Consider the following 13,484-nt stretch of genomic DNA (forward strand, 5'->3'; position numbering starts at 1 on the left):
TGTTTGGGTATACCCCTAGCATCACTTGCTATGGGATCCTCATGATTTACAAAATTTATTTTAATTACTCTTTATAAACTCCATTGCCATTTATATCTAAAGAGTACATTAATTAAGATTATTTAATCTAATTAACTTTAGTTCGAACTCTACTGCCTAAAATAACCCACCTATATGGATGGGTAGAATAACTATATCCAATATTGGAGCGTGAAATGAAATTTAATAATAAGAAAGTTATTTTATTATCTAGCTTAGTGGTATCAAGCCAAGCGTTTGCTGTAAATGTGTTTAAAAATGACACGACCAGTGTCGATATCTCTGGTGCATTTTTAATGGATTACTGGCAACCAGTACAATTCTTTGATGATCATGACTTCAATACCAGTCGCAGTACACTAGGCTTTGGTATTGCTCACCAATTTGGTAATGGTTGGTCTGGCGATGTGAAGTTTGAATGGGATAACTTAACCAGCGCTCCTACAGAAGGCGTATCTGGTTCAGGCGATCAATTCCGTACCCGTTTAGGTTACTTCTCAGTGCATCATGAAGAGTACGGTAGCTTGCGTTTTGGTAAACAGTACTCTGCCTACCATGATGTGGCTGGCTATATGGATAACTTGATTGTATTCGATCCAGATGCAACGCCAATCTTTAGTGACACTAAAGACGGTGGTTTTATGGGTACCGCACGTGGTGATGATCTAGTTACTTACCGTAATAGCTTTGAAAATTTAAATATTTCGGCGCAATATGGGTTTGAAGAAAATGGACCAGGTTCTCTGACTGCGCCAAGCGGTGATAACGCAGATCCTGACAACAAGATTGCACGTACATCAAACTATGCATTTGCAGCCAGCTATGATTTTGATTTTGGTCTAAGCATTGGTGCGACACATTTGGTTAACAAGGTTGAGACGACTGAGGGCACCCCTCTATTGAATCTTGACCCGAGTGATGAACAAAAACTTACGACTCTCGCAGTTAAGTATTCATACGAAGCGTTTAAAGTGACTGCCGCTTATACTGATGGTACTAAAGCGCATGAGACGGACTATCTAGGCTATGGTTTTGACGTCCCTGGTAAAAAGAATAACTATGCTGATGCAACCGGTATGGATATCTATGCAGAGTACTACTTCGCTATAGGTCTTCGTCCGTACGTTTACCTATCAAACGTAGATTTTGATGGTGACACTGCGGATACTAAAGGTGAGCGTAGCATCTATTCGATGGGTTTAAGCTACCACGCTGCGCCTAACTTCATCATTTCGGGAGAAGTGAGAAAAGTAGAAGAAGAAGCTTTAGGTGCTGGTGACCAAGATGATACGATTTCTGGTGTCACTGTAATTTACGCGTTCTAACCACTTAAAAAATGGGTCTCAATGAGACCCATTTTACTCTTTGAGATAAGTTAGTTTCAGAACCGTGTCTAAGTAGCGGTTTCGATGGTTAAACAAACTTAAAATGGGCTCTCTTTGTTGAGTTCATCGCAGATACCAACGATCGCCAATGACAACCCAGATTTTATTATTTGTTGTTGTCGTTGTAGTTGCAGCTGGTAAAACTCAAGATCGATATCATCGTCAGGTTCACTGACCTCCAATTGCACCATGCTCATTTTATTGACCAAATGCAGCTGTTTGATGGCTTCCAAAATCTTCGGGTCAGTAAAAGCAAAATCCTTTTCTTCACTGTTGAGTTTGTGCTTGAGCTTAATGATGCTATCGATATCGTGATAGACATCGTCAGGTAATACACCTAATCCATAGAGAAGCTTTAAACGTACCGATAGGTCACCTAATGGTCCTGAATCTTGCAATAACGGACCGACAACCGACTGCACGGCGAAGTTATCTTTGCGGAAAATACGCTGTATTAACGCGTCAATTGAGTCGTTAAATACATCCACAGCGGCAACAAAGAATCCGCGCACGGAAGCTGCGCTGTTCAGCCGTTCTATAATCTCGGTTTCGTTGATTCTATTTGCCATATACTGATCTAAAAATTAATGGGGGGAGCCGAGCTCCCCTGGTTGTTATAGTTGTTGGTATAGCGAGTCAATTTGAGCGACTTCAGCACTGTTTTTATCTAAGCCAGTGTAGTGTGCTAAAGTTTTCTTAACGCCCTGTTGCTGTAAAGCCGTTTGGAGCTCAATGGCTTGCGGGTCACTGTCACTTGTGTATTTCAGTGCCGCGGCGATACCTTTTAAAAGTGTTTTATTTTCAACACCATACTCAATTGTACCCAGTAATGGTTTAATTAATCTATCATTTGCGCCTAATTTGCGAATTGGTTGGCGTCCAACACGATCCACTTCGTCGACCAAGTAGGGATTGGCAAAGCGAGAGAGGATTTTGTCGATATACGCAGCATGAAATTCGCGGTCAAAGCCATAGCGACGAATCAGTACCTCACCACTTTCAAACATGGCTTGTTTTACTTCAGCGTGAATTTCAGGATCTTCAATAGCTTCACGTATGGTGCGGTGTCCTTTTAGATTACCCAAATACGCTGTAATGCAGTGACCGGTGTTGAGAGTAAACAGTTTACGCTCGACAAACGCCATTAAATTATCGGTCTTTTCCATGCCGTTAATTTCTGGAATCTCACCTTTAAACTGCTGTTCATCAACAATCCACTCGCTAAAGCTTTCCACCGTCACTTCCAGTGGATCATCGTTGGCAGCATCCGCTGGTGGTACGATGCGGTCAACCGCTGAGTCAACAAAGCCCACTAGCTCATCTACTTGTGGATGAAGTTGCTCATCTAAGTATTTGTAGACTTCACCTTTAAGGTGAGTGGTACCACGTACCATATTCTCACAGGCGATAATATTGAGCGGTTTGATATTGCCAGAGGCGAGGCGTTTCTCAATCCCCTTAGCGATAGTTTTGGCAATAATGTCTAAAACATTTGGACCCACTGCCGTGGTGACCATATCGGTTTTTACGATTTGGTTGATCACATCTTCGCTCGCAGAGTTCACTGCTGTAACGTGCGTAACCGTGTCGATAGTGCACTCAGAGCCGACGACCTTTACTTTGTATTCTTGTTTATGGCTGATTTGATCGACCAACGGCTCGTTAACATCAGCAAAGGTTACTGCTACATCGGCATCAGCGAGTAGCTTACCAATAAAACCGCGACCAATATTGCCTGCGCCAAAATGAACTGCATTTTTCATAATCTTACCTACTATAAATTAACTAACGACATGCTTAGGGGGAGGTCAACCGCATAGGGGGTGACAGTTGACCTCGGGACGCTCAGGAGCGCCTGTTTGCTGGTTTACGCAGCTTTAGTACCAGACAGAATGTTCAAAATCTCATTCACATCGGTGGTACTGGTGAGCGTATCGATGGCGTCAGGCTCATCGAGTGCGTTAGTAATGGTGGTAATTACTTGAATGTGTTCATCGTTTTTCGCTGCAATGCCAATGACTAGCCTTGCGACATCATCTTGGTCATCGGTAAATTGAATACCTGCTGGGTATTGGCAAATCACAATGCCGGTTTTCTTTACTTTATCTTTTGCTTCAATCGTGCCGTGTGGTACCGCAATCGACTCACCTAAATAGGTTGAAACCATCTTCTCACGCTCGAACATCGCATCGACATATTCAGGTTCGACATAGCCAAGTTCCACAAGCTTGTTGCCAGCAAAGCGAATCGCTTCTTGCTTGTTGGCAGCTTGCAATCCTAGATGAATATTTTCTGCTTGAATCTGAAATACAGACGGTTGTTGTGGCTCAAAGCTGTCGTCATTCGCGGCAAGCACCGACACTTTTACTAATTGGTCATCATTCGCGGCGGTTTGTTTTTGCGCTGCTAGCAGTTTAGTCACTAGCTGGTTATACATCTCGCTATCAAGGAAGTTAGTTAGCGAAATATGCATGGCATTCGGTGCGTGCTTACGAGCACGATCGGTTAGGTCTTTATGAGTAATCACGATTTCGACGCTCTCTGGCAAATTGTTGATGGCAAGGTTAGTGACATGGATAGTGAGTCCCGCATCTTGGACTTTTTTACGCAACATGCTGGCACCCATTGCGCTTGAGCCCATGCCTGCATCACAGGCGACGATGATGCTTTGTACGGTTGCCATGTCGATATTGTTTTTGCTCTTTGCCTCTACAGTTTGACCCGCTTTTGCGCTTGATTTCATCTCACGCATTTGGCTGGTTGCTTTGTCCAGTGCTGTCTCATCACCCTCTTCTTCTGTAGTGGTTTGAGTTTTCATGAGTAGTGCAGCGACCGCAAAAGAGACGGCTGTTGCAGAGAAAATTGAAGCAAGTACACCCACAATTGAGCCTTTTTGCGTCATCAGTAGAATCGCGAAGATTGAGCCCGGCGATGCTGGAGAAACGATACCTGCGTTAAACACTGTTAGAACAAATACACCCGTCATACCACCTGCAATCGCTGCCAGAATTAGGCGAGGATTCATTAAGATGTATGGGAAGTAGATTTCGTGAATACCACCAAAGAAATGGATGATCGAAGCACCACCAGCAGTTTGACGAGCTGTACCTTTGCCGAACACCATGTAAGCCAATAGGATGCCTAGACCAGGACCTGGGTTTGCTTCAATTAAGAAGAAGATAGATTGACCAGTTTCTGATGCTTGCTGAATGCCCAGTGGCGAGAAGATGCCGTGGTTAATCGCATTGTTTAGGAACAGGATTTTCGCTGGTTCAACAAAAATAGAAGTCAGTGGCAGTAGGTGTGCCGATACTAGGAAGTTTACGCCAGCAGCCAGACTACCAGAGAGGATCTTCACAAACGGACCAATTAGGTAGAAAGCGAGGATCGCACAGATCATACCGATGATGCCTGCTGAGAAGTTGTTAACCAGCATCTCAAAGCCGCTTTTCACTTTACCATCGATATAGTTGTCGAATTTCTTGATTGCCCAACCACCCATAGGACCGACCATCATCGCTCCCATGAACATTGGAATGTCGGTACCGACAATCACGCCCATCGTCGTGATGGCACCCACGACAGCACCGCGATCGCCCCCCACCAATTTACCACCCGTATAGCCAATGAGTAGCGGTAGAAGGTAAGTGATCATTGGACCAACCATCGAGGCTAATGTTTCATTTGGTAGCCAGCCAGTTGGGATAAAGAGTGCAGTAATAAAGCCCCACGCGATGAACGCGCCAATGTTGGGCATAACCATATTGGATAGGAAGCGACCAAAATTTTGTATCTTGATCTTAGTGTCTGGTGATATCATAAGGATTCCCCGTTCGACGTTCTGATGAAATTGTTTGAGTAACGGCTCGCCAAAAGCCGCTGATTGCTTAGTACCCAATCAATTTACCACACCATTTCAGTTTAGAACCGACGACGGGTTTTTCGTGATCATCTCCAAGAAAATTGCGCGATCAAATGATTTTTGCGTGATCTCTTTCAAGCTTCTTCGCTGTAATTTTTTGACAAAATTCGCATGGTCAAAAAGTCAACAATAATTAAATGTTCAACATCTCAAAATTAAATATTTAACATTAAGGTTAAGCGTGATATGTATCACTTTACTGCTTTATTTGATCATCCAAATAACACTAAACGTGATCTTTGTTTGATTTTTGTTTTGGGGTGTTAGAGGTTTAAGTGTGATATTTCTCGCATTTGCATTTGTTTTGAAACTTAATGACAGATTGAGACTTGAGGTTGGAGTAGGGCTGTGATAACCCCAAAGAGGTAGCTAGCCTCTATTTGATATCCTGATGGGATATAGAGACTAGCGGTCTGAAGTGGTTGATTGACTGCGCTTAATTACTATTTAGGTAAGCCTTGGTTGAAATGTCTGTCCATGGGCGAACCTTGCTTAAGTATTGACGCTGAGATTCGATAATGCGTTTTGCTAAAGGATCTTTGGCGGCAAATTCATTTAGTAGGTTTTCTTTTTCTTGGTTCAGACGTTCGATGACTTCAGGCGGCAAGTCCATCACCTTAATATCTGGGTACTCTTCACTCATTGAAGCCCAACTGTTGGCATTGGCATCAATGGCTTGAGTGTACATATCAAATGCAGCCACGCGGAAAGCAGTTTCCAGGATCACTTGCAAGTCACTTGGGAGCTTCTCCCATACCCTTTTATTGACTAAGAATTGGGTTTCTGAGCCCGGCTCATGCCACGCAGTATAGTAGTAGGGCGCGACTTTTTGGAATCCCATTCGTAAATCAAAAGCAGGACCAACCCATTCAAGCGCGTCGATAGTGCCACGCTCTAAAGAAGTATAGAGCTCACCTGGAGCTATATTGGTTGGCTTGGCGCCGACACGAGCCATGACCTCGCCCGCAAAGCCAGGAATGCGGATCTTAAGACCTTTTAGATCATCGATGCTCTTGATCTCTTTTTGAAACCAGCCACCCATTTGAATATCTGAGTTACCGCCTGGGAAGGACAGTAAGTTATGCGGAGCGTATACCTCTTGCATCAGCTCCATTCCACCACCGTGATAGAACCAAGCATACTGTTCGGTGGACATCATGCCAAAAGGCATGGCTGAGAAGTACATGGTGTTCGGGACTTTGCCTTTCCAATAGTAAGAGGCAGAGTGGCCCAGATCGTATTGACCCGATTTAACCATATCGAAGACACCAAGCGGTGCTTTGTGTTTATTGGCGGAATCGATGCGGATTTGCAGTCGGCCGTTAGACATCTCTTCGGCTAGCTTCGCCATGTTTTTTGAAGCGTCACCGAGTATGGGGGTGTTTGGGCCCCAAGTTTCAGCGAGTTTTAGACGGTAAACTTTCTCTTGGGCGAGGGCACTGCTAGAGGCGAAGCTGAATGAGACAGCAACCACGCTCGCTAGTGCGTTCTTAATCCATTTATTCATTATTATAACTTCCTGTTTTGACCACTTTAACAGTGTCAGAATTAAAGTGGTTTGTTCTATACGTCAAGCCAACATGTGGTTAACTATTGCTCATAGTTAAGCATAAGCTGTGGAGATTAGGCTTATTAATAGAAGGTGATCGGGTATCACTCTAGCTGAAATAGTGTTGATCACAAAGATAGCTATCTTGTTAGCGCATCATCGCTTTTTTATTAATCAAACTTGGATCACGACTGGGATTGATATCGCAATGATTATGCTTAGAAGAGAGATAATGGTTGGGATAAAGAAAAACCCGCGTTGGTGCGGGCTTTTGGTGTGATTAGGCTTGAGCGATTTGTGCGTATTGGCGCAGTAAATCTGTCAGTGTGGTTACCCACTCTAGCGTATTTTCTGGGCTTTGTTTGAGTAGCGTTTCGACATGATTACAGTGAACTTCCAATGGAATCGCACGCTCAAGACGAAATGATACCGCATAAAAATGCCACAGCACTAAACGCTGCATACGCAGAATATTTTGTGCTGCGTTTTCTGACTGTTCGAATAGAGCTGGCAGTTGACTCAAAGCAATCGCGTTTAGACGCAGCATGGCGTCCAACTGCGCCTCTTGCAGCTTATCTTCTGATTCAGTTTCTTCGCCATCAAATGTAAACAGTTCACTCATGTACTCTTCAGGTACGAGACGGTGAATCAAACGCTGGCTGAGTTCTTCCAACTCTTCGCGTGGCGTGTTCGATAAGTAGTTAAAGCTGTAGTCTTGCTGCATCGTAGTTATCTCATGTTCAGTGAGGTGGCATTGTATCTGGTTTAATTTAGTTTGCTAAGTTTTGTCATCTATAACTATAGGGAGTTAGCTTAGTGATTGAATTTAAGTTGGAATATTTTCGATTGTAAAACCATTAATACAATGGTGAAGAATCATTTGACGGTAACGTTTGCGGCAAAGGTTTAAATCACTTGTCATTGTGCTCATTTACAGGTAATTTCGTCGCCTTTAAATAGTTTGGGCTGCAATTTTCCCGCTATTTAACCAAAATTAGCAGCTTTGTTAAATTGCCATTACAGACCTGTTTCCTCCCATTCGATTATCAATTATTGGCTGTTTTTAATTGATATCACTGATGGTATTTGGGTCTAAAACGTAAATAGGAACTCCCATGTCTGACAAGACTCCATCCGATGTTCAACAAATTGAAAATCGACCTACGACTGGCGCAGGTAAATTAGATTCGTATTTCTCTATTACTGCTCGTGGCAGTAATGTTCGCCAAGAAGTGCTGGCTGGCTTAACGACTTTTCTAGCGATGGTTTATTCGGTGATTGTTGTACCGAGCATGCTGGGAGCGGCTGGTTTTGATCAGGGTGCCGTCTTTATTGCCACCTGTTTAGTCGCGGCATTTGGTTCGCTGCTGATGGGCTTTTGGGCAAATCTACCAATGGCGATTGGTTGTGCTATCTCGCTAACCGCATTTACCGCATTTAGCTTGGTATTGGGACAAGGTGTCTCGATTCCTGTCGCACTTGGTGCAGTATTTTTGATGGGTGTGGTGTTTACCGCAATTACGGTTACTGGTCTTCGTCAGTGGATTTTGACCCACCTGCCAACTGGTATCGCTCATGGTACGGGAATCGGTATTGGTCTATTTCTACTGCTGATTGCCGCTAATGGTGTTGGCTTAGTAGAGAAGAATGCTGCAGCCGGTCTACCCGTCAAATTCGGTGATTTCACCTCGCTACCGGTGATTATGTCAGTGCTAGGCTTAGCTGCAATTTTTGGTTTGGAGAAACGTCGCGTACCGGGTGGTATTTTACTGGTGATCGTTGCGATCTCTGTATTCGGTTTGATCTTTGATCCTAATGTGCAATACCAAGGCTTATTCGCGATGCCTTCATTTGGTGGCGAAAACTCTTTGTTTGGTACCATGGATATTATGGGCGCGTTTAGCCCACTGGTTTTACCAAGTGTACTTGCGTTAGTGATGACGGCAATCTTTGATGCAACTGGTACGATTCGCGCAGTAGCAGGGCAAGCCAACCTACTGGATAAAGATGGCAATATCATTGATGGTGGTAAAGCACTCACTTCAGATTCAGTGGCAAGTATTGCTTCAGGCTTCTTTGGTGGTTCACCTGCAGCGGTTTACATTGAATCGGCAGCGGGAACAGCCGCTGGTGGTAAAACAGGTTTAACGGCGGTTGTGGTCGGTTTACTGTTCTTACTTGTATTGTTTATTTCACCAATCAGTTACTTAGTACCAAGTTACGCAACTGCGCCTGCTTTGATGTATGTGGGTTTGCTGATGTTAAGTAATGTCAGTAAGCTAGACTTTGCTGATTCAGTGGATGCGCTATCAGGTCTTTTATGCGCAGTATTTATCGTGCTGACTGCGAATATCGTAACCGGTATTATGCTGGGCTTCTTGTGCCTTGTATGCGGTCGTGTTGTTGCGGGTGAGTGGAAGAAGCTAAGCTTTGGTATCGTGCTGCTGACAGCTGTATTGGTCGGCTTCTACGCAGGCGGTTGGGCGATTTAACTGTTCATCTGAACCGTCGCAAGATTTTGAGGCCAGCGCTTTAGCGTTGGCCTTTTTTGTGGCCATTTAAATTGCTGTGGCAATAAAACGAAAAAAGACCCGTAGATTTCTCTACGAGTCTTTCGAAACTTGGTGGCCCCTCCCAGACTTGAACTGGGGACCAATCGATTATGAGTCGACTGCTCTAACCACTGAGCTAAGGGGCCGATAGGTCAACGATTATAGGGGAAGCAGCTTAGAGTGTCTAGCCACTACCTAGGGTAATTCCGTTTAGTTTTTATCCACTTAAACCAATCAAATACAAAAAAGGTGAGCTATTGCTCACCTTTTTGTTTAGTTGACCGCGAATTACTCGTCTAGGAAGCTGCGCAGAGTTTCTGAGCGGCTTGGATGACGCAGTTTACGCAGTGCTTTTGCTTCGATTTGACGGATACGTTCACGAGTAACGTCGAACTGCTTACCAACCTCTTCTAGAGTGTGGTCAGTGTTCATGTCGATACCAAAGCGCATGCGTAGTACTTTCGCTTCACGAGGTGTAAGACCTGCTAGAACATCTTTAGTCGCAGCTTTCAGGCTTGTTGCTGTTGCTGAGTCTAGTGGTAGCTCTAGAGTGGTATCCTCGATAAAGTCGCCTAGATGCGAATCTTCGTCGTCACCGATAGGTGTCTCCATAGAGATAGGCTCTTTAGCGATCTTCAGTACTTTGCGGATCTTATCTTCTGGCATTTGCATACGCTCTGCCAATTCTTCCGGTAGCGGCTCACGACCCATCTCTTGTAGCATTTGACGAGAGATACGGTTTAGCTTGTTGATCGTTTCGATCATGTGTACCGGAATACGGATAGTACGTGCTTGGTCTGCGATAGAACGAGTGATCGCCTGACGAATCCACCAAGTCGCGTAAGTTGAGAACTTGTAACCACGACGGTATTCAAACTTATCAACGGCTTTCATTAGACCGATGTTACCTTCTTGGATTAGATCCAAGAACTGTAGACCACGGTTGGTGTATTTCTTCGCGATAGAGATTACAAGACGTAAGTTCGCCTCTACCATCTCTTTCTTCGCACGGCGAGCTTTTGCTTCACCGATAGACATACGACGACTGATTTCTTTGATGCTTTGAACAGTTAGAGAGGTCTCTTCTTCAATCATCTTAAGCTTAGTGATTGAACGACGGATGTCATCTTCACTTAGCTTGATCTTGTCAGCGTATGGCTTGTCTGATGCAAGGATTTCATCTAACCAAGCTTCGCTTGATTCGTTGCCAGTAAACAGAGTGATAAATGACTTCTTAGGCATTTTGCCGTATTCAACAGTTGCCTTCATGATTAGGCGCTCTTGAGTACGTACACGTTCCATTGAAGTGCGTAGCTCTTCAACTAGGTAGTCAAACTGTTTTGGTGTTAGACGGAATTCTTTAAATACGTCTAGAACTAGCTCATGAGCGATTTGCGCCTTCGGACTTTCTTGGCCGTGTTCGTTAACCGCTAGTTGGTAGTTCTGGAATGTATTACGAAGTGCAGTGAATTTCTCCAAAGCAACTTCAGGGTCGATACCGGTATCTTCTTCGCTGTCAGATTCAGAATCGTCATCGCCTTCTTCTTCCTCTTCATCTAGATCATCGTCTTCATCTTCAAGATCTGACTCTTGTAACTCTGAACCGATGTGAGTTGCCGTAGGTGCAGCTGTTTCTTCCGCATCTGGGTCAACAAAACCAGTGATAAGGTCGGTTAAGCGAAGCTCTTCCGCTTGAATCTTATCAAACTGTTCTAGGATGTATGGAATAGTGCCTGGGTATTCCGCAACGGCATTTTGAACTTGGTTGATACCATCTTCGATACGCTTCGCGATGTCGATTTCGCCTTCGCGAGTCAGTAGTTCAACCGTACCCATCTCGCGCATGTACATACGCACTGGGTCAGTGGTTCGACCGATTTCGCTTTCTACGCTTGAAAGCGCTGCCGCCGCAGCTTCTGCTGCGTCTTCATCGGTAATTGTGTCATCATCATTAAGCGCTAGATCATCAGCGTCCGGAGCAGTTTCCACCACTCGGATACCCATGTCATTAATCATTTGAATGATGTCTTCAACCTGCTCAGAATCTACGATTTCTGCTGGCAGGTGGTCGTTAACTTCTGCGTAGGTCAGATAGCCTTGTTCCTTGCCTTTAATGACAAGTTGTTTCAGCTGTGACTGCGGATTTTGATCCATAGACGGTATCCAACTTAGTATTTGGTGAAGGAATTAGTATGCGAGATGCAAACCATACATGTTAACAAATTAATTGATTGCTGCCTATACAAACAGGGTTACGCTTTCAAATCTAGCATTAGGGCTAGCAGCTCCCTTTTTTCCTCGGCTGATAAACCGACGCTTCTTTCTTTGGCCTGCAGGTTTTCAATTTGTTTTTCGACGCACTGGGACAGAATTTTGTCCAATGAGTCTAAGAATATATCCATTTCGTTGTCGTCATCGAGGGGAATTTCCCATCCCGCAAGACGCAACATAAGTGCTGAGTGGCTACTATTTCGCCATTGTTCTAGCAATTGACCTGTAGTGATATTGGGGTGAGCTTGACAATATTCAAGCACTTCAAGCAATAAACTTAGCCCCGGAACTGTTAGGCTCTTCACACTACTTAAATCCGGTACCATTTCAGCATAGCTCGGATTTTGGATTAGCAAAGCGATTACCTCACGCATTGGCGTTCGTTTAATCTCTTTATGCGGCAGCACGCGGACTTCTTTTTGTCCTTCTTTGCTAATTAATTGTTGTAACTGCCGCTCATCCATCAGGCCTAGGCGCTTACCCAGTAGATCTCTTAAGTAGAGACGCAGTGTTCCACCCGGAACCTTATCGATCAGCGGTACCGCGAGGCTGGTTAGTTTTGCCATCCCTTCACGGTTTGAGATGTCGACTTGCTTCATTAACGAGCTGAACATAAAGTCAGACAGAGACATAGATGTTTCAATCTGTTGTTCAAATGCTTCTTTACCATGTTGGCGAATATATGAGTCTGGATCTTCACCGTCAGGCAAGAACATGAACTTTAGCTGACGACCATCGGTTAAGAAGGGCAACGCGTTTTCCATTGCGCGCCACGCTGCGTCTCGACCCGCTCGGTCACCATCGTAGCAACAAACCACAGTACTGGTTTGTCTAAATAAGACTTGTAGATGATCGCCGGTGGTGGATGTACCCAATGATGCAACAGAGTAATCGACGCCATATTGCGCCAAAGCCACCACGTCCATATAGCCTTCTACGACGAGGATTCGAGGTGGTTCACGGTATGCTTGTAAAACTTCATAAAGACCGTACAGTTCTTTGCCTTTATGGAAGATCGGTGTTTCTGGTGAGTTAAGGTATTTTGGCGTCCCGTCACCAATGACTCGACCACCAAAGCCAATCACGCGACCACGACGATCTCGGATAGGGAACATCACACGACCACGGAAGCGGTCATAGCGGTTGCCTTTGTCGTTTTCGATCAACATCCCGCCTGTCACCAGCATTTCTTGGGTGGTGTTTTGTTGACCAAAGTTTTTACGTACCAGATCCCATTCATCGGCAACATAACCAATACCGAACTTTTGCACGATCTCGCCGGATAAGCCTCGATCTTTCAGATATTGGATCGCGATCTTACTGCTTGGCTGCTTAAGTTGGTCACGGTAGAACTGACCGATACTGCCCATAAGATCATACAAACTGCGCTTTTGATCGCTGCTGGCTTGTGGTTGATCTTTACGGACGTTGCCGCCTTGGCGTTGCTCTCGAGGAACGTCGAGTCCGAGGAAAGAGGCCAATTCTTCGATAGCTTCAACGAACTCTAAGCGTTCGTACTCCATCATAAAATCAATGGCATTACCGTGGGCACCACAACCAAAACAGTGATAAAACTGCTTTTCTTGGCTTACGCTAAAGGACGGGGTCTTTTCATTGTGGAAAGGGCAGCAAGCACCGTAGTTCTTACCTTTTTTCTTAAGTTTCACCCGTGCGTCGATGATATCGACAATATCAAGTCGAGCTAGGAGGTCATCAATAAAACTGCGGGGGATGTGTCCAGCCATAAAACCTAACAAAAAAGAGTG

Annotated in this window: 9 protein-coding genes and 1 tRNA gene; 2 read left to right on the forward strand and 8 right to left on the reverse strand. The window is 44.6% G+C overall.

The window, feature by feature from the left end; translation table 11 throughout:
- Positions 1-215 precede the first annotated feature (215 nt).
- Positions 216-1,364, forward strand: a complete 1,149-nt coding sequence (locus IRQ95_RS14240; RefSeq protein WP_194437549.1) for a porin — start codon at positions 216-218, stop codon at positions 1,362-1,364.
- A 98-nt stretch (positions 1,365-1,462) separates the two neighbouring features.
- On the opposite strand, the gene IRQ95_RS14245 is transcribed toward IRQ95_RS14240, so the two are convergent.
- The 5 genes from IRQ95_RS14245 to IRQ95_RS14265 form a co-directional block, all read right to left on the reverse strand.
- Positions 1,463-1,993, reverse strand: coding sequence for an MltR family transcriptional regulator (locus IRQ95_RS14245; RefSeq protein WP_194437550.1), 531 nt, complete (start codon positions 1,991-1,993; stop codon positions 1,463-1,465).
- Between the two features lie 45 nt (positions 1,994-2,038).
- Positions 2,039-3,187, reverse strand: a complete 1,149-nt coding sequence (locus IRQ95_RS14250) for a mannitol-1-phosphate 5-dehydrogenase (protein WP_194437551.1) — start codon at positions 3,185-3,187, stop codon at positions 2,039-2,041.
- Between the two features lie 104 nt (positions 3,188-3,291).
- Positions 3,292-5,244: a PTS mannitol transporter subunit IICBA gene (locus IRQ95_RS14255; RefSeq protein ID WP_194437552.1), complete on the reverse strand. Its 1,953-nt coding sequence runs from the start codon at positions 5,242-5,244 to the stop codon at positions 3,292-3,294.
- A gap of 538 nt (positions 5,245-5,782) precedes the next feature.
- Positions 5,783-6,892, reverse strand: a complete 1,110-nt coding sequence (locus tag IRQ95_RS14260) for a TRAP transporter substrate-binding protein (protein WP_431358056.1) — start codon at positions 6,890-6,892, stop codon at positions 5,783-5,785.
- Positions 6,893-7,175: 283 nt separating this feature from the next.
- A complete protein-coding gene (locus IRQ95_RS14265; protein ID WP_194437554.1) occupies positions 7,176-7,619 on the reverse strand; it encodes an exoribonuclease R in 444 nt (147 codons plus the stop codon).
- Between the two features lie 391 nt (positions 7,620-8,010).
- On the opposite strand from IRQ95_RS14265, the gene IRQ95_RS14270 reads away from it, so the two are divergent.
- Positions 8,011-9,387 carry an NCS2 family permease gene (locus IRQ95_RS14270; RefSeq protein WP_194437555.1) on the forward strand — a complete coding sequence of 459 codons (1,377 nt, stop codon included), beginning with the start codon at positions 8,011-8,013 and terminating at the stop codon, positions 9,385-9,387.
- Between the two features lie 130 nt (positions 9,388-9,517).
- Here IRQ95_RS14270 and IRQ95_RS14275 read toward each other — a convergent pair.
- The 3 genes from IRQ95_RS14275 to dnaG form a co-directional block, all read right to left on the reverse strand.
- Positions 9,518-9,593 (reverse strand) — tRNA-Ile (locus IRQ95_RS14275).
- Positions 9,594-9,735: 142 nt separating this feature from the next.
- Positions 9,736-11,601: an RNA polymerase sigma factor RpoD gene (rpoD, locus tag IRQ95_RS14280; RefSeq protein WP_194437556.1), complete on the reverse strand. Its 1,866-nt coding sequence runs from the start codon at positions 11,599-11,601 to the stop codon at positions 9,736-9,738.
- A gap of 98 nt (positions 11,602-11,699) precedes the next feature.
- Positions 11,700-13,463: a DNA primase gene (gene dnaG, locus IRQ95_RS14285; protein WP_194437557.1), complete on the reverse strand. Its 1,764-nt coding sequence runs from the start codon at positions 13,461-13,463 to the stop codon at positions 11,700-11,702.
- Between the last annotated feature and the right edge of the window lie 21 nt (positions 13,464-13,484).

Origin of the sequence: Vibrio fluminensis (assembly GCF_015278125.1) — a bacterium.
Lineage (GTDB): Bacteria > Pseudomonadota > Gammaproteobacteria > Enterobacterales > Vibrionaceae > Vibrio > Vibrio fluminensis.